This is a genomic window from Pseudomonas sp. WJP1, from assembly GCF_028471945.1.
Classification (GTDB): Bacteria; Pseudomonadota; Gammaproteobacteria; order Pseudomonadales; family Pseudomonadaceae; genus Aquipseudomonas.
Genome location: NZ_CP110128.1, coordinates 4,194,293 through 4,210,925, shown reverse-complemented (window position 1 = coordinate 4,210,925; position 16,633 = coordinate 4,194,293). Strand labels below are relative to the sequence as shown.

Annotated in this window: 14 protein-coding genes and 2 riboswitches; of the genes, 9 read left to right on the top strand and 5 right to left on the bottom strand. The window is 62.4% G+C overall.

All coding sequences use genetic code 11. The features are described 5' to 3' along the window. Nucleotides 1–183 precede the first annotated feature (183 nt). Nucleotides 184–768 carry a Fe-S biogenesis protein NfuA gene (gene nfuA / locus OH720_RS18860; RefSeq protein ID WP_008059275.1) on the top strand — a complete coding sequence of 195 codons (585 nt, stop codon included), beginning with the start codon at nt 184–186 and terminating at the stop codon, nt 766–768. A 142-nt stretch (nt 769–910) separates the two neighbouring features. Here the strand turns inward: nfuA and cobM are convergent, their stop codons facing one another. The 4 genes from cobM to OH720_RS18840 form a co-directional block, all read right to left on the bottom strand. After that, entirely contained in the window at nt 911–1,657 is a 747-nt protein-coding gene (gene cobM / locus OH720_RS18855; RefSeq protein WP_272602418.1) for a precorrin-4 C(11)-methyltransferase, read from the bottom strand. Between the two features lie 83 nt (nt 1,658–1,740). Then, nucleotides 1,741–2,154, bottom strand: coding sequence for a cobalamin biosynthesis protein (locus OH720_RS18850; protein WP_272602417.1), 414 nt, complete (start codon nt 2,152–2,154; stop codon nt 1,741–1,743). Next, a complete protein-coding gene (locus OH720_RS18845) occupies nt 2,151–2,855 on the bottom strand; it encodes a CbtA family protein (RefSeq protein WP_272602416.1) in 705 nt (234 codons plus the stop codon). The genes OH720_RS18850 and OH720_RS18845 overlap by 4 nt, the downstream gene beginning before the upstream one ends. A gap of 11 nt (nt 2,856–2,866) precedes the next feature. Further along, nucleotides 2,867–3,061, bottom strand: coding sequence for a CbtB domain-containing protein (locus OH720_RS18840; RefSeq protein WP_008059280.1), 195 nt, complete (start codon nt 3,059–3,061; stop codon nt 2,867–2,869). 122 nt (nt 3,062–3,183) lie between these two features. Next, nucleotides 3,184–3,408: riboswitch (cobalamin riboswitch) on the bottom strand. Between the two features lie 177 nt (nt 3,409–3,585). Then, nucleotides 3,586–3,797, top strand: a riboswitch (cobalamin riboswitch). 99 nt (nt 3,798–3,896) lie between these two features. Here OH720_RS18840 and cobW point away from each other — a divergent pair. From cobW to OH720_RS18820, 4 genes are all read left to right on the top strand, one after another. Continuing rightward, nucleotides 3,897–4,958 (top strand): cobalamin biosynthesis protein CobW, encoded by a 1,062-nt coding sequence (gene cobW, locus OH720_RS18835; RefSeq protein WP_180205445.1) that lies wholly within the window; start codon nt 3,897–3,899, stop codon nt 4,956–4,958. 3 nt (nt 4,959–4,961) lie between these two features. After that, nucleotides 4,962–8,804: a cobaltochelatase subunit CobN gene (gene cobN / locus OH720_RS18830; RefSeq protein ID WP_272602415.1), complete on the top strand. Its 3,843-nt coding sequence runs from the start codon at nt 4,962–4,964 to the stop codon at nt 8,802–8,804. A gap of 32 nt (nt 8,805–8,836) precedes the next feature. After that, nucleotides 8,837–9,835: an ATP-binding protein gene (locus OH720_RS18825; protein WP_272602414.1), complete on the top strand. Its 999-nt coding sequence runs from the start codon at nt 8,837–8,839 to the stop codon at nt 9,833–9,835. A gap of 119 nt (nt 9,836–9,954) precedes the next feature. After that, entirely contained in the window at nt 9,955–10,500 is a 546-nt protein-coding gene (locus OH720_RS18820) for a vWA domain-containing protein (RefSeq protein ID WP_336299053.1), read from the top strand. A gap of 152 nt (nt 10,501–10,652) precedes the next feature. Here OH720_RS18820 and OH720_RS18815 read toward each other — a convergent pair whose 3' ends face one another. Beyond that, a complete protein-coding gene (locus tag OH720_RS18815; protein WP_272602413.1) occupies nt 10,653–12,197 on the bottom strand; it encodes an MFS transporter in 1,545 nt (514 codons plus the stop codon). A 103-nt stretch (nt 12,198–12,300) separates the two neighbouring features. Between OH720_RS18815 and OH720_RS18810 the strand changes: the two genes are divergently transcribed. The 4 genes from OH720_RS18810 to OH720_RS18795 all read left to right on the top strand — a co-directional run bounded on the left by OH720_RS18810 (nt 12,301) and on the right by OH720_RS18795 (nt 16,610). After that, nucleotides 12,301–13,167 carry a LysR family transcriptional regulator gene (locus OH720_RS18810; RefSeq protein ID WP_272602412.1) on the top strand — a complete coding sequence of 289 codons (867 nt, stop codon included), beginning with the start codon at nt 12,301–12,303 and terminating at the stop codon, nt 13,165–13,167. A 378-nt stretch (nt 13,168–13,545) separates the two neighbouring features. After that, the gene (locus OH720_RS18805; RefSeq protein ID WP_272602411.1) at nt 13,546–15,105 is read left to right on the top strand and encodes a TerC family protein; all 1,560 of its coding nucleotides are present in this window, start codon (nt 13,546–13,548) and stop codon (nt 15,103–15,105) included. A 275-nt stretch (nt 15,106–15,380) separates the two neighbouring features. Next, nucleotides 15,381–15,770, top strand: coding sequence for a RidA family protein (locus tag OH720_RS18800; protein WP_020795432.1), 390 nt, complete (start codon nt 15,381–15,383; stop codon nt 15,768–15,770). Nucleotides 15,771–15,845: 75 nt separating this feature from the next. Continuing rightward, on the top strand, nt 15,846–16,610 hold the full coding sequence (locus OH720_RS18795) for an IclR family transcriptional regulator (protein ID WP_272602410.1): 765 nt from the start codon (nt 15,846–15,848) through the stop codon (nt 16,608–16,610). Nucleotides 16,611–16,633 lie beyond the last annotated feature (23 nt).

Below are 16,633 nucleotides of genomic sequence, written 5' to 3'. Positions count from 1 at the left end.
GTAGGAGCGAGGCTTGCCCGCGAACCAGGCGCTGTAGTCTCGGGGTAGACAGCGTTATCGTTCTTCGCGGGCAAGCCTCGCTCCTACAGGGTCAATCGTCCTTTCTTTTCCCGACAAAAATACTAGGACTTTGTCCGGCGCGATGATTGGCGTAAACTGCGCCCAAGCCTGCGAGGAGTTTCCATGACCGCTATTACCATCACCGACGCCGCCCACGATTACCTGGCTGATCTGCTCTCCAAGCAGAACACCCCGGGCATCGGCATCCGCGTCTTCATCACCCAGCCTGGCACCCAGTACGCCGAAACCTGCATTGCCTATTGCAAGCCGGGCGAAGAAAAACCCGAAGACACGGCGCTGGGGCTCAAAAGCTTCACCGCGTACATCGACCATTTCAGCGAAGCTTTCCTGGACGATGCCGTTGTCGACTACGCCACCGACCGCATGGGCGGCCAGCTGACCATCAAGGCGCCAAACGCCAAGGTGCCGATGGTCAATGCCGACAGCCCGATCAACGAGCGCATCAACTACTACCTGCAAACCGAGATCAACCCGGGGCTGGCCAGCCACGGCGGCCAGGTCAGCCTGATCGATGTGGTCGAAGACGGCATCGCCGTCCTGCAGTTCGGTGGCGGTTGCCAGGGTTGCGGCCAGGCAGACGTGACCTTGAAGGAAGGCATCGAGCGCACCCTGCTCGAGCGTATTCCCGAGCTCAAGGGTGTGCGTGACGTGACTGACCACACGCAGAAAGAAAACGCCTACTACTAAGGTGTTCGCTGCGGCATGAAAAAACGGCGCCCCGTGAGCGCCGTTTTTTTTGCGTGAAATTCACTGGGGCCATCGCTGGCAAGCCAGCTCCTACAGGGGATCGCGGTCAACTGTGGGAGCTGGCTTGCCAGCGATAGGGCCCTTATGGGCGATACAAATGTGCATGCCCGGCGCGATACAGCGACGATTCGCTGAAATGATCACTACCCAGCACATGCCCCACCAGAATCAACGCTGTACGGCGAAACCCCTTTTCTGAAACCTTTTCAGCTATGTCCGCCAGCGTCCCCACCACCCAATCCTGATCCGGCCAGGTCGCCCGGTGAATCACCGCGATCGGGCAATCCGCGCCGTAATGCGGCAGCAACTCGGCAAGGATTTTCTCCAGATGATTGACCCCCAAATGGATCGCCATGGTCGCCCCGTGCTGCGCCAGGCTGCCCAGTTCTTCTCCGGCCGGCATTGCGGTTTTATCAGCGTAACGGGTCAGGATCACGCTCTGTGACACGTCCGGCAACGTCAGCTCCGCGCCCAGAAGCGCTGCGCAGGCGGCCGTGGCGGTCACGCCGGGGATGATTTCAAAAGGAATGTCGAGCTCACGCAGGTGGCGAATCTGTTCGCCGATGGCACCATACAGGCTCGGGTCGCCGGAATGCACGCGGGCCACGTCCTGACCCTTGGCATGGGCGGCCTTGATCAATTCGATGATCTGTTCCAGGTGCAGTTCGGCGCTGTTGACCACCTGTTCGGCGCGGTGTCCTTCCAGCACCGCGGTGGGCACCAGCGAGCCGGCATAGATGATCACCGGGCAGCTGCGAATCAGGCGCTGGCCCTTGACGGTGATCAGTTCCGGGTCGCCGGGACCGGCGCCAATGAAATAGACGGTCATCGAAGGTTCCTGTTGAAAATGGGGGCTGGGCAAGGCTTCAGATGAAGATTGCTCATGATCGAATGCGCGGATTATCGGGGATTTTACGCGGCGCCGGCCAAGGCGAGGGTGGCCTGGGCATATTTTTGTCGGCGAATCAGCAATTTTGCCGGCGACTGGGCCAACTGTTCTGCCAGGGCCAGGGCGGCACTTTCCGCCACGCCGTAACAGCCGGTACGCTCGAACGCGATCTGCGAATGGTGGCTGAGGTGCGGTTGATAAGCTGCTAATTGTTCACTGCTGAAGTACCGCATCTCTAACCCAAGCTGTTCGGCCAGTTCGTTCAGGGCCGGTTCGTCGCGTTTCAAATCGATACTGGCCAGGGCCTTGATCCGATGCAGTTCGATCCGGTGCGCCTGCAGTGCCTGGTCGAGCAGTGCCCGCAACGTGCTGACGGGGCAGCCGCGCTGGCAGCCCAGGCCGACCACCAGGGTCGGCGCTGTGCTGAGGTCAGTCATGCGTGGTATTGGCCATCGCTTTTGCGGCGGAACAACCAGGCGCTGATCAGGCCCAGGGCCAGCCAGAACGCCACGTTGGTCAGCTGCGAAGCAATCTTGAACTGAGTTTCCAGTGCCTCTGGAGCGAGCATCGAGTGCACGTCCGGTTGCGGTGCGCCAATCACATGAGGCACGGCGAGAATCGCTACGCCAAGGACTTTCATCAGCCAATGGCGGCTGAACACGATCAGGGCGATACCGACAGCGGTGGAGGCGGCGGTGCCGATCCACCAGAGCTGGCGTTGCGCCAGATCGGCAGCCGCGGTGCCCGGCAACTCAGGGGGCAGGCCAAGAGTCGGCGCCAGCACGAAAGTCGCGTAGCCAGCCAGGCCCCAGAGCAGGCCCTGGGACGTCTTGGTCGGCGCGCGCAGGGTGTAGAGGCCGGCGAGCATCAGGGCGAAGCCGACTGCCACTACGAGGTTGCCGCCAGTGGTCGACAGCACGCGCTGCCAGCCGTCTTCCGGCTCCCAGGCTTCGCCGTCGTGGGTGTGGGCCGCGACGCCCGCGGCGTGTTCGTGGACTTCAACCGCCGCAGGTTCGGATTTTTCGTAGGTTTCGGCCTGCAAAATCAGCGGAGAAACCCAGAAGCTTTGCAGCAGGGTCAGCAGCAGGGCGGCCAGCAGCCCCGTGAACCCCGCGGTTTGCGCAATACGCTTGATCATGTCGGCAGGTCTCAATGGCACGGGAACGCGGAACTGTGGCGCGTATCGTGAGCCGCGTTGTGAACGGCTTCGATGTGCGAGAAACCGGCGAAGTACACCAGGCACGCGCCGAGGATCGACGCGCAAACGGCGGCGGTCAGGCGTTGCGACAGGGTAGTGGTGGTGCTGGCGGTATTGCTGTGGCCGGTGCTGCTGATGATCGACATGGCGCTTCCCTCTGTTCTGTCAGCGGGGAATAAGAGCGCAAGCAGAGCCCCGCACGACCGAGCGCGCAGAAGTCCGAACAGCGCCCGCCCACCGCGGGTTTGTTGATTGAAGTGATCGTATTGTTCACTTTGTGTTGCGGGCCGGTCTCCGGGCTCACGAGGGGCGCAGGTGTTAGCCTGAACCTGCAAGCGTCACCTTCCCATGCCGCAGTGGCACAGTGGATCTGACGCTTCGCTCGCTTACCGTTGCGGGGGCAGCACCGGACTGACATGGCCTGAAGTAAAGCACATGATTCACCGGTTTCCCGTTTCACCCTGTGAAGGGCACCCGTAACAAGATGCGTAGGAGAGCATGGGCGGGGGTGGGGCGTCAATTGGCAAGGGTTCTCAACTCGGGACCGAGTCGCTCCATTCGCGAGCAAGCCCGCTCCCACATTGGAATGCGGTCACCTGTGGGAGCGGGCTTGCTCGCGAAGGGCGCACCGCAGGAATCATGTGAACATTGACCCGCCCCGATACCATGCGTAGCCTTGCGCTTTCGAGGTTCTTCGGCGTTTGTCGAAGCTAAGAAGGGAACGCGGTCAATGCCGCGGCTGCCCCCGCAACTGTGAACGGTTCAGTTTCTGCCATGCCACTGCATGCGCCAGCCATGGCGCGCGCGGGAAGGCGCAGCAACCGCCAGTCCAATGACTGGCCAGCCGTCAGCCAGGAGACCTGCCTCGATACAGATTCTCACTACAACCGGGCGGGGTGATCCGGTGGCGAACGCATCCGGCGCGCTTGTGCGTTGCCGGTTCTCGTCCCGTATGCCCGCCACCTTGCCAAAGGGCATCCGATGAAAACACTGGCCAAACTCCCCGTCACCATCGTCACCGGCTTCCTCGGCTCGGGCAAAACCACCTTGCTGCGGCACATGCTCGACAACGCCCAGGGCCGCCGCATCGCGGTGATCGTCAACGAGTTCGGCGAGCTGGGCATTGACGGCGAAATCCTCAAGCAGTGCTCCATCGGTTGCACCGAAGAAGAAGCCAATGGCCGCGTCTACGAACTGGCCAACGGCTGCCTGTGCTGCACCGTACAGGAAGAGTTCTTCCCGGTGATGCGCGAACTGGTGGCCCGTCGCGGCGATCTCGACCACATCCTGATCGAAACGTCTGGACTGGCCCTGCCGAAACCCCTGGTCCAGGCCTTCCAGTGGCCGGAAATCCGCAGTGCCTGCACCGTTGATGCGGTGATCACCGTGGTCGACAGCCCGGCAGTGGCGGCTGGCACCTTCGCCGCGTTCCCGGATCAAGTCGACGCCCAGCGTAAACTCGACCCGAACCTGGATCACGAATCGCCACTGCACGAGCTGTTCGCCGATCAACTGGCCAGCGCCGACCTGGTGATCCTCAACAAGGCCGACCTGATCAGCCCCGAAGACCTGGCCCGCGTGCGCCTGGAAGTCGCCGAAGAACTGCCGCCAGCGGTGAAAGTCATCGAAGCCAGTAGCGGTCGCCTGCCGCTGGACGTGCTGATCGGCCTCGGCGCCGGTTCCGAAGAACACATCGACAGCCGCCACAGCCATCACGACCACCACCATGAAGGCGAAGACGATCACGACCACGATGCTTTCGATTCGATCTCCATCGAACTGCCGGCATCCGACGAAAGCCTGCTGATGGATGCGCTGACCCAACTGGTGGTGCAGCACGGCATCCTGCGCGTCAAAGGCTTTGCCGCGGTTCCGAACAAACCGATGCGCCTGCTAATTCAGGGCGTGGGCACCCGTTTCGACAAGCATTTCGACCGCCAGTGGGGCGCTGAAGAAGCGCGCACCACCCGCCTGGTATTGATCGGCCAGGCACTGGACGCCGCAACGCTCGAAGCGCAATTGCGCGCCGCGCTCAGCGTGTAACCCATGCACCTGCTCAGGACCCAGCCCGGCGGATTCGTGTCGGATGACAACATTGCCGACCTTGGACAAACCCCCGCCGAGCTGGTGATCCTGTGCAGCGGCGACTCCAGCCTGGCGCTGCTTGCCGAAGCGGCGCAGCAGTTGCCCGACGATTACCCGAGCGTGCGCCTGGCCAACCCGATGCAGGTGCAGAACCATGCGTCGGTCGACCTGTATGTCGACGAAGTACTGCGCCACGCCAAAGTCATCCTGATTTCGCTGCACGGCGGCATTGCCTATTGGCGTTACGGCGTCGAGCGGCTGGTGGAGTTGTCGCAGCGGGGTGTGCAGCTGATTCTGGTGCCCGGCGATGACCGCCCGGACCCGGAACTCAGCGATCTCAGCACCGTGGGCGTTGAGGATCGCGACCGGCTTTGGCAATTCCTGCGTCAGGGCGGCATGGGCAATGCCCTCGACTTTTTCCGCTGCCTGGCCAATCGTTGGCTGGGTCGCGACTATGCCTGGGCCGAGCCGCACACCTTGCCACGCACGGCGATTTACCACCCGCGAAAAAGCCCCGCGGCACTGAGTGACTGGCAAGCCGAGTGGCAGGGCGGTCAACCGGTGGCGGCGGTGCTGTTTTACCGCTCGCATTTGCAGGCGGCGAACACTGCTTTCATTGATGTTTTCTGCCAGCGATTGCAGGCGGCGGGGCTTAATCCGTTGCCGATTGCGCTGGCCAGTCTAAAAGAACCCGGCTGCCTTGCGGTGGTCGAGGACTGGCTGGATGAAGTCGAGGCGGGGGTGATTCTCAACACCACCGGTTTCGCCCAATCCAGCCCGGAAGCACCGCACTTGCGCCCGTTTCGCCGCAATATCCCGGTGATCCAGGCCATTTGCGCCCAGGACAATGAACCGGGCTGGCGGGCCAGTGAACAGGGACTCGGCCCCCGCGATCTGGCGATGCACATCGCATTGCCGGAACTGGACGGGCGCATCATCAGCCGGCCGATCAGCTTCAAGGACCTGGCCTGGCGCAGCGAGCGCAGCCAGTCCGACGTGGTCTGCTACCGTGCGCAGCCGGAACGCATGGACTTTGTCGCGCAACTGGCGCGGCGCTGGATCGATCTGGCGCGGGTGCCCAATGACGAAAAACGCATCGCGCTGATCCTGGCCAATTACCCGACCCGCGATGGACGTATCGGCAACGGCGTGGGGCTCGATACCCCGGCTGCGGCGTTGAACATCCTGCGTGCGCTGCATCACGAAGGCTATCCGCTGCCAGCCGGGTTGCCGGAGAGCGGGACCGCGTTGATCCAGCAACTGCTCGGCGGGGTCAGCAACGACCTCGACACGATCGATCAACGCCCGTGCCAGCAAAGCCTGGCGATGGACGCTTACCTGCAGATGTTCAACGCACTGCCAGAGGCCAATCGTCAGGCCGTGCTGGAGCGCTGGGGCACGCCCGACAGTGATCCGATGTGCCGTGACGGACGCATGATGATCGCCGGGTTGCGCTTTGGCCTGACCTTCGTCGGCATTCAACCGGCACGGGGTTACCAGGTCGATCCCAGTGCGGTGTATCACGACCCGGACCTGGTGCCGCCCCATGGCTACCTGGCGTTCTATTTCTGGCTGCGCAACACCTACGGCGCCCACGGCGTGATCCACGTCGGCAAGCACGGCAACCTCGAATGGCTGCCCGGCAAGGGCGTGGGGTTGTCGGAGCACTGCTGGCCGGATGCGCTGCTCGGGCCGCTGCCGAACATCTATCCGTTCATCGTCAACGACCCGGGCGAAGGCGCCCAGGCCAAACGCCGCACACAAGCGGTGATCATCGACCACCTGATGCCGCCGCTGACCCGCGCCGAAACCTACGGCCCGCTGCGCAACCTCGAACTGTTGGCCGACGAGTATTACGAGGCGCAATTGCTCGATCCACGGCGTGCCCGGGAACTGCAACGCGACATCCTGCAACTGGTGCGCGACACCCACATCGACCGCGAGCTGCAGCTGGACGAACGACTGGACAGCGAGGCCGATGCGGCGATCTGGCTACCGCGCCTGGACACTTACCTGTGCGATTTGAAAGAGTCGCAGATCCGCGATGGCTTGCACGTGTTTGGCGAGTCGCCGGCCGGACGCTTGCGGATCGACACCTTGCTCGCGCTGCTGCGCATCCCCCGGGGCGATGGTCGAGGGGCGCAATCGAGCCTGCTGCGGGCGTTGGCCAAGGCCTTCGAACTGGGGTTCGATCCGCTGGATTGTGCGCTGGCCGAACCGTGGGCCGGACCGCGCCCGGATATGTTGTTGTCGCTCAGCGATGATCCCTGGCGCACCACAGGCGACACCCGCGAACGCCTGGAACTGTTCGCCACACAGCTTATTTCACAGGTGTTGAATGACCCCTGTGGGAGCCAGCCTGCTGGCGATGGAGTGTCAGCCACATTGATGTCGACTGACACTCCATCGCCAGCAGGCTGGCTCCCACAGGAGACGCGCTGGATTGAGGTTCAAGTCATCCTCGACCATCTGCGCGAAGTGGTCGCACCAAGGCTCGACGTCTGTGGTCGCGCAGAAATGCGCGGCCTGCTCGATGCCCTGAGCGGTCGTTTCGTCCCGGCCGGACCCAGTGGCGCGCCGAGTCGCGGTCGCCTGGACGTGCTGCCCACCGGGCGCAACTTCTATTCGGTGGACGTGCGTAACCTGCCGACCACCACCGCGTGGCGCATCGGTTTTCAGTCCGCCAACCTGATTCTCGAACGCCACATGCAAGACCATGGCGATCACCTGCGTCAGCTCGGCCTGTCGGTCTGGGGCACGGCGACCATGCGCACCGGCGGTGACGACATCGCCCAGGCCATGGCGCTGATGGGCGTGCGACCGGTCTGGGCTACTGGCAGTCAGCGGGTCGACGACTTTGAAATTCTGCCGCTGAGTTTGCTCGATCGTCCGCGGGTGGACGTGACCTTGCGTGTATCGGGTTTCTTCCGCGATGCCTTCGCCAACCTGATCCGGTTGTTCGATGCGGCCGTGCAGGCGGTCGCCGCGCTGGATGAGCCGGACGACTTGAATCCGTTGGCGGCCAAGGTGCGCGCCGAGCGTGATGCCTTGCTGCAATCGGGGCTCGATGATGAAGCCGCTCGCCGTCAGGCCGGTTGGCGCATTTTCGGCGCCAAACCCGGCGCGTACGGCGCGGGCGTGCAGGGCGCCATCGATGGTCGTTTGTGGCAGAGCCGCGCGGACCTGGCCGAGGTTTACCTGAATTGGGGCGGCTTCGCGTATGGCGGGGCTGACGAAGGCACCGCGGCCCGTGAGCAGTTTTCCCAGCGCCTGAGCCAGGTGCAAGCGGTGCTGCAAAACCAGGACAACCGTGAGCACGACCTGCTCGATTCCAATGACTACTACCAGTTCCAGGGCGGGATGCTGGCCGCCGTGGAAAGCCTGAGTGGCGAGGCGGCGGCCAGTTATCACGGCGATCATAGCCAGCCAGATTTGCCGAAGATCCGCACACTGAAGGAAGAACTGAACCGGGTCATCCGCTCCCGGGCGGCCAACCCGAAGTGGATCGAAGGGGTCAAGCGGCACGGCTACAAAGGCGCCTTCGAAATGGCTGCGACAGTCGACAACCTGTTCGCCTTCGACGCGACCACCCGGTTGATCGACGATCACCAGTACGCGCTGCTGGCAGATGCTTATCTGCTCGATCCGGGCACCCGGGATTTCGTGCGCGAGCATAACCCCCATGCTTTGCGGGACATGACCGAGCGGATGCTGGAGGCGCAGCAGCGGGGGATGTGGAAAGAACCGGGGGATTACCGGGAAGCTCTGGAGAACCTGTTGCTGGATATAGAAGAAGACAGTTGATGAACACCACCGACCATGATGAGTAAACCGACATGACCGACACCCCGCATTTCCCGCTCTCCGCCGTGGTCGGCGCCGACGATTTGAAACTCGCGCTGTACCTGACAGCCATCGACCCGAAAATCGGCGGCGTGCTGATCGAAGGTCCGCGCGGCATGGCCAAATCGACCCTGGCCCGCGGCCTTGCGGACCTGCTTGCCAGCGGCCAATTCGTCACCTTGCCCTTGGGGGCCACCGAAGAGCGCCTGGTCGGCACCCTCGACCTCGACGCGGCCCTGAGTGAAGGTCGCGCGCAATTTTCCCCCGGTGTGCTGGCCAAGGCCGACGGCGGTGTGCTCTACGTTGATGAAGTGAACCTGCTGCCGGATCACCTGGTTGATCTGCTGCTCGACGTGGCCGCCAGCGGGACCAATCTGGTTGAGCGCGACGGCATTTCCCATCGGCATTCGGCGAAGTTCGTGCTGATCGGCACGATGAATCCGGAGGAGGGCGAGTTGCGTCCGCAACTGCTCGATCGCTTCGGCTTGAACGTCGCCCTCAGCGGCCACACCGCACCGACGGAGCGCGGGCAAATCATCCGGCGGCGCCTGGATTTCGACAGTGATCCACAACAATTCTGCGCCGAATGGGAGCACCCGCAGCAGTCGTTGCGTGAACGCTGCCAAACCGCGCGCAGCACCTTGGCGAGCATTCCCCTCGACGATGAAGCCTTGGCGCAGATCACCGAGCGTTGCTTTGCCGCCGGAGTCGATGGCTTGCGCGCCGACCTGGTCTGGTTACGCGCGGCGCGCGCCCATGCGGCCTGGCGCGGCGCAACAACCATTGGCGAAGAAGATATCGACGCGGTCGCCGAGTTTGCCTTGCGCCATCGTCGTCGCGAGCACACGCCACCGGCCCCCCAACAAAACCAGGCGCCATCCAGCCAACAGCCGAACCCGAGCGAAGGGCAGGGCCAGTGGGGCGAGATGCCCGCTCAAGCGCTGCCGGTCGGTGCGCGGCGTGAAGTGCCGACCTGGCCAAAAAAGCCCTAGGCATTCGCCCTCGATCTGACGCGGGGGCGAATGCCAGACCCCGTGCCGGACACCTCGATCACGGCAAACAGGGTAAACGTCACGCGGCCCATAACGGCTCGATCAATTGGCCCGGCACCTTGCTCAACGGTCGGCCGCGTCAGCGCCAGGATGTGCTGTTCCAGCTGCGCACGCGCTCGGCGCATGAGCTGTGGCTGGTGATTGTCGACGCGTCGGCTTCGACCCGCCGTCACCAGGCATTGAGTGATGCCAAAGGCCTGTTGGCGCAATTGTTCGATGATGCCTACCGCCAGCGTGCGCGCCTGGCATTGCTCACGGCTAGCGGTGCTGCACCTAAGTGGCAGGTGCAAGGATTAAAGGCGTCCAGCGGTTTGCGCAACTGGCTCGACGGACTCGGCGCGGGCGGCGGCACTCCGTTGCTGGCGGCGTTGGGTGAAGCGGCGCTTTGGCTTGGCGTGCGGCGAAAGCGTTTTCCAGAGGAGCAGCAGCGCTTGCTGGTGGTGACCGATGGCCGGATGAAAGAATGGCCTTCGTTGCCCGTGCTCGACTGCCCGGGGTTGCTGATCGACATCGAGCGCGGGTCGATTCGGCTTGGGCGCAGCAGGGTCCTGGCGGCGCAGTTGCAGTCCGAGTATCGGCATATCGACGAGTTGCTGCCGGGCTGAGACTCTGTGTTGCCTTGTCTAATCGCCAGCAGGCTGGCTCCCACAGTAATTCTGGCGAGCCACAGATTTCATGATCGCCGGATATCCCCTGTGGGAGCCAGCCTGCTGGCGATGAGGACCCCACAATCAAGGATGAACTCGCCAGATACGCATCATTCAAGTACCAAAGCTGTCCGGGCCGCTGGAATCGGATTGCGCATCAACGTCCCGACCACCAATGCACTCAACAATCCCGCCAGCCCCGCAACCCACAGCAACAGGCTGAAACCACCCACGAATGCCGTTCGCGCCAGCGGCTCGACCACAGTCCGCGCGGCTTCCGGCAACACACTCAGCGCCGCCGGCATGTCACCGGCCACCACCCGCGAGGCGATACCCTGGCTGTGTTCGAGCCATTGCCCGCCATGTGCTGCCAGGCCGTCGTGCAGCAACTGTTCGCTATGTCCCGAGAGCAACGCGCCATACACGCCGATGGCCAGCATCACCGCGCTGAAGCGCATGGTCGTACTCATGCCCGAGGCCATGCCGGTACGCTCCCTGGGCACACAGGCCATGATGTTTTTCTGCGTATCGCCATTGAGCAACCCGGCGCCGGCACCCGTGACTGCAATCGCCAAGGCAAGGGGCAGGTAACCGCCGCTATTGACCGCCCAGGCGCTGAGCAAATTGCCGCTGCCCACCAGGGTGAGTCCGATGGCCATCATGTTCGCGGGCGTCACGCGTCCTGCCAGCCGTGCACCGATGCGCGGGAAGATCAGCATGGTCACGGCAAACGGCAACATGCCCAGCCCCGCGGAAATGGCGGTAAAACCCAAACCGTTCTGCAAGTAGAACGGCAGCATGGTCATCATCACCTGGGCGCACGCGGCGTAGGCAAACATGCCGAGCAACGCGCCGATGAAACGTGGGTAACGGAACAGTTGCAGGTCGATCATCGGCCGCCGCTGCAGGCGCTCGATCACCACGAACAACCCGAGCAACAGCGCACCACCCACCAGGCGTGCGTAGGTGGCAGGGTTGTTCCAGCCGATGCGGTTGGCTTCGATCAGGCCCCAGATCAGGCACAGCAAGCAGGCGCTGAAGGCGAGGCTGCCCCACGGATCGAGACGCGCGGCCTGGGCGTCGCGGGATTCCGGCACCGCGCGCCAGACCATGAACATCAGGAACAGGCCGATCGGCAGGTTGAGGTAGAAAATCCAACGCCAGCCCACGTACTCGGCGATCAACCCGCCCAGGGTCGGCGCCGCCGTCATGGCCACGCCCATGCAACCGCCCCAGAACGCCCAGGCCTTGGCCCGTTCGACTTCATCGTGGAAGGTATGGCCGATGGAGGCGAGCGCTGAGGTCAACAGCAGCGCGGCGCCAACGCCTTTGATCGCGCGGGCAATGTCGAGAAACAGTGCATTCGGTGCGGCACCGCAGCCAACCGAGGCCAGAATGAAAATGCCCAGCCCCCACATCAGGGTTTTCTGCCGTCCGAAACGGTCCGCCAGGCTGCCCGCGGGCAACAGTAGCGCGGCGAACGCCAGCATGTAGGCACTGACCACCCACTCGATGTCAGCGAAGTTCGCCCCCAGGTCCCGGGCGATGCTGGGCAAGGTAACGGCGACGATGTTGGTGTCCAGCACGATCAGCGAGCATACCGCTGAGGCGGTTAACAAGGTCAGGCGCGGGCTCACCCGGGGTTTGACGGACATGGCAGGGGTTCTCTACTGTGAGATTTCGTGCAGCTTATCGCTGGCTGGCGATGCTTTTGTTAGGCGCGCACCGTCTCTTCATTACCTTTGAGCTAACGCACCGATGGATATCCGCCACTTTCGTTACTTCCTTGCGGTCGCCCGGCATCGCAACTTCACCCGCGCCGCCGAGCAACTGGGGATCGCACCGCCAACCCTGACCCGGCAAATCCAGGACATGGAGGCGGAGCTGGGCGCGCGTCTGTTCCTGCGCCAGGTCCGGGACGTCAGCCTGACCGAGGCCGGTGCGGCGCTGGTGACCGAGGCCGAGGCCACGGTGCGCCAATTCGAGTCGGCGCAACGCAATGCCCAGCGTGCCGGTCGGGGCGATATCGGCCACATCGAACTGGGTTATGTCGCGTCGGCGGTTTATTCGGGGTTGCTGCAAAAACAGGTGCAGGGTTTTACCGGCCAATACCCGGATGTCAGCCTCAATGTGCGGGAGAGCCCCATGGCCAGCCTGCCGAACATGATCCTCGAAGGGCGTTTCGATCTGGGTTACATCCGTTGCCCGTTGACGTTGCCCGAGGGTGTCGACAGTGTGCGCCTGATCGATGAAGGCTTTGTCCTGGCACTGTCGGTGGACTCATGGCTGAATCGCTTGCCGGTGATCAATTCGGCTCATTTGCAGAACGAAAACTTCATTCTTCCGGAGCAGGTCGTCGGTACGTTGCAAGTCGCCGCCCAAGGCGCTTTCGTGCCGAAGCTGGGTGCTCAGCCGGGTGGGTTGGTGGCAGTGATTGCCTTGGTATCCCTTGGGCAGGGCGTGGCAGTGGTGCCGGAGTCGGTGGTGGGGCATGTCAGCTTGCCGAACGTGGTATATCGGCCGATCCAGGATTGCAATGCGTCATCGTGGCTGGCATTGGTTCATCGCCGGTTCGAGAAATCACCGGCGGTGGTGCGGTACATCGAGCACGTGAAGAATAGTTGAAAGCATCGCGAGCAGGCTCGCTCCCACAATTGATCTGTGTCGTTCGCAAACCCTGTAGGAGTGAGCCTGCTCGCGATGCTGTCCTCCGTAACGACATAACTCCAAAGCAGTTACAGATTTTGAAATGATTTGTGACTGTAGGAACTGTCGCTATCGCCTGTACGATTCAAGTCCTTTTTCCTTTCCAGGACTTGCATGAACGCCCTTACGGAGCCCCCCAGTTATCCTTCCCCCTCGCGCCAACGCGCGGCCTTGATGCACGCGAAACACCCGGTTTTCTGGCGTCCCGATTTCCCTTTGATTGCAGTTCCCCGGCCTCTGCGCTGTGCCTTGCCGTGCCCGGCATCCTGAATTCACTGAAGAGATCGAGACATTTTCATGGAATGGTTAGCTGACCCCACCGCGTGGCTGGGCTTGTTGACACTGATTGTGCTGGAGTTGGTGCTGGGCATCGACAACCTGGTGTTCATCGCGATCCTGGCGGACAAATTGCCGCCCGAACAGCGCGACCGCGCGCGAATCATCGGCCTGTCCCTGGCCTTGCTGATGCGCCTGGGCCTGCTGGCGAGTATTTCCTGGCTGGTAACCCTGACCCAGCCGCTGTTCGAGGTGTTCGACAAGAGCTTCTCGGGGCGTGACCTGATCATGCTGTTTGGCGGTGTGTTCCTGTTGTTCAAGGCGACCATGGAGTTGCACGAACGGCTCGAAGGCCACGTCGGCGAGCGCACGTCCAATACGGCATACGCCTTGTTCTGGCCCATCGTGGCGCAAATCGTGGTGCTCGACGCGGTGTTCTCCCTCGATGCGGTGATTACCGCGGTGGGCATGGTCGACGAATTGTCGGTGATGATGATCGCCGTGATCATTTCCATCGGCCTGATGATCGTTGCCAGCAAGCCGCTGACCCGCTTCGTCAACGCGCACCCCACGGTGATCATGCTGTGCCTGGGCTTTTTGATGATGATCGGTTTTGCCCTGACCGCCGAAGGCCTGGGCTTCCACATTCCCAAGGGCTATCTGTATGCGGCCATCGGTTTCTCGATCCTGATCGAGGTGTTCAACCAGATCGCCCGGGCGCGACGCAAACGCTCGATGCAGGGCCTGCGACCGATGCGTGAACGCACCGCGCACGCGGTGATGCGCATGCTCGGTGGGCGCAAACTGGCGGTGGAAGAGGTCGGTGAAGAAATCGCCGACATGCTGGACGACGGCGAAGCGCAGAGCGAAGAACTGTTCGACCGGCGTGAACGGGTGATGATCAGTGGTGTTCTGCAACTGGCCGAGCGGCCGATCCGCAGCCTGATGACCGTGCGTGCCGACGTCGACCATATCGACCTGGCCGACGACCCCCAGACCATCCGCACGCGTTTGATGCATTCATCCTACTCGCGTCTACCACTGATTCGCGACGGCGCGGTGGATGAACCGCTGGGCTTCGTGCACAAGAAGGAGCTGCTGAAGGAATTCCTCGCCGGCAACCAACCCGACCTTGCACACCTGGCGCGCCAGGCCGTCAACCTGCTGGACAGCTATTCGGTCCTCAATGCCCTGGAGCAGATGCGCAAGGCCTCGACGCACATCGCGTTTGTGGTCAACGAATTCGGTGACTTCGTTGGCGTGCTGACCATGACCGACATCCTCGAGTCGATTGCCGGTGAGCTGCCCGACGCCAGCGAAATCCAAGGCCCGGACGTGGTCGAGGAGAAGGGCGGCTTCGTGGTCAGCGGCGCGTTGAACCTGATGCGGGTGCGTCAACGCACCGGCTTTGCGGCAGAACCGACTGACGACTACCAAACCCTGGCCGGCCTGGTGGTAAGCCTGCTGGATCGATTGCCGATGATCGGTGACAGCCACGAGTGGGAAGGCTGGCAATTGACCGTCATGTCGGTTGAAGAGCGGCGGGTGACGCGGGTGTTTTTGGCGCGGATGGGCGGGTGATATTACCCCGCCTTGAGGGCGCCTTCGCGAGCAGGGAAACGCATCCCAGTGGAATGCGAACCTGCTCGCGAAGCGACGTTCATGGATTTACTGGTTTAAAACACTTTTCAATCTCCCCCCTACATTCCGTCCACGACCTGTGGCACACTTTCTGTCGTCCATTCCGCTATTGCATACCATGTTCCGTTATAGCGGAATTTACTGAGCCTTCGAGGTTTCGCAGAAGATCGACTTCATAAATCTGATCCTTCGATTTTCAATCAGGAGATACACCCATGAGCATTACTCGTTACGGCACCGGCAGCACCGCCGCTGGCGGTCAGCCACGTCCTTTCGCCCGCGCCGTTGAAGCCGATGGCTGGCTGCACGTCTCCGGGCAGGTGCCGGCGGTGGAGGGCGAGATCATTGTTGGTGGCATCGTCGAGCAGACGCACCAGACCATGAAGAACCTGGTCGCGATTCTCCAAGAAGCCGGCTATGGGCTGGAGGATGTGGTGCGTGTTGGCGTGTGGCTGGAAGATCCACGGGATTTCACCAGTTTCAACAAGGTTTTCTCCGAGTATTTCAAACCTGAACACGCACCGGCCCGGGCCTGTGTTCAGGCGAACATGATGGTCGACTGCAAGGTCGAGATCGACTGCATCGCGTACAAGAAAAAGGCTTGAGATTTGCGATAGCTTGCGGACGCCTTCGCTGGCAAGCCAGCTCCTACAGGGCGAATTTGAAAGGGCACCACTGACATGAGCGAAGACACCATCAAGCGCCGGGCTCGCGGTCTGGACCGGGCCTTCGATATCCTCGATTTTCTCAAGGAGATCGGCCAGCCCCTGCGCCCGAACGACATCGCCAACGGCATCGGCAGTCCGAAATCCACGGTCTACGAGCTGGTGGCCTCGTTGCTGGAACGGCGGATCCTGGAACCGGTGGGCAAGGATGGTCATGTCTATCTCGGTCGCCAGCTGTATTTCCTCGGCCAGGCGCACCTGCGCCATTTCGACCTGACCCGCGAAGCCGATCGAGCCCTGCAGGACATCGTCAGCCAGACCCACGAAACGGCGCAGATGTGCCTGCTCAACGGGCGCAAATACACCGTGGCGCTGATGAAGGAAGGCGAGCGGCATTTCCGCATTTCCTCGGACATCGGCGAGAACGCGCCCATTCCCTGGACAGCGTCCGGGCGCCTGTTGCTGGCGCACCTGAGTGACGAGGAAATCGTCGACCTGATCGACCACGACGATTTCATCCTGCCCAACGGCGAACGTTTGCCGCTGGAACAGTTTCTCAAGGAAATCCGTCAGGCCGGCATCGATGGCTTTTTCTCCTTCGACAGCGTGGCCGACACCTTTACCCATTGCTTCGCCGCCCCGGTCAAAGGCCCCGATGGCGTGGCCATTGCCACCCTGTGCATCGTCGCCCCACGGGCCGATGCCAAGACCCATTACAGCGATTACCGCCGGGTGCTGATCGATAGCGCCAACAGCCTGGCCCGTCGCATCAACGAATGACAGCGGCTGCCCGCGGCCGCGAA

Coding starts and splice junctions, on each gene's coding strand:
- cobW (WP_180205445.1), top strand. CDS start 3,897: ATGAAAACACTGGCCAAACTCCCCGTCACCATCGTCACCGGCTTCCTC.
- OH720_RS18810 (WP_272602412.1), top strand. CDS start 12,301: ATGGATATCCGCCACTTTCGTTACTTCCTTGCGGTCGCCCGGCATCGC.
- OH720_RS18845 (WP_272602416.1), bottom strand. CDS start 2,855: ATGATCAAGCGTATTGCGCAAACCGCGGGGTTCACGGGGCTGCTGGCC.
- OH720_RS18850 (WP_272602417.1), bottom strand. CDS start 2,154: ATGACTGACCTCAGCACAGCGCCGACCCTGGTGGTCGGCCTGGGCTGC.
- nfuA (WP_008059275.1), top strand. CDS start 184: ATGACCGCTATTACCATCACCGACGCCGCCCACGATTACCTGGCTGAT.
- cobN (WP_272602415.1), top strand. CDS start 4,962: ATGCACCTGCTCAGGACCCAGCCCGGCGGATTCGTGTCGGATGACAAC.
- OH720_RS18825 (WP_272602414.1), top strand. CDS start 8,837: ATGACCGACACCCCGCATTTCCCGCTCTCCGCCGTGGTCGGCGCCGAC.
- OH720_RS18805 (WP_272602411.1), top strand. CDS start 13,546: ATGGAATGGTTAGCTGACCCCACCGCGTGGCTGGGCTTGTTGACACTG.
- OH720_RS18795 (WP_272602410.1), top strand. CDS start 15,846: ATGAGCGAAGACACCATCAAGCGCCGGGCTCGCGGTCTGGACCGGGCC.
- OH720_RS18800 (WP_020795432.1), top strand. CDS start 15,381: ATGAGCATTACTCGTTACGGCACCGGCAGCACCGCCGCTGGCGGTCAG.
- OH720_RS18840 (WP_008059280.1), bottom strand. CDS start 3,061: ATGTCGATCATCAGCAGCACCGGCCACAGCAATACCGCCAGCACCACC.
- cobM (WP_272602418.1), bottom strand. CDS start 1,657: ATGACCGTCTATTTCATTGGCGCCGGTCCCGGCGACCCGGAACTGATC.
- OH720_RS18815 (WP_272602413.1), bottom strand. CDS start 12,197: ATGTCCGTCAAACCCCGGGTGAGCCCGCGCCTGACCTTGTTAACCGCC.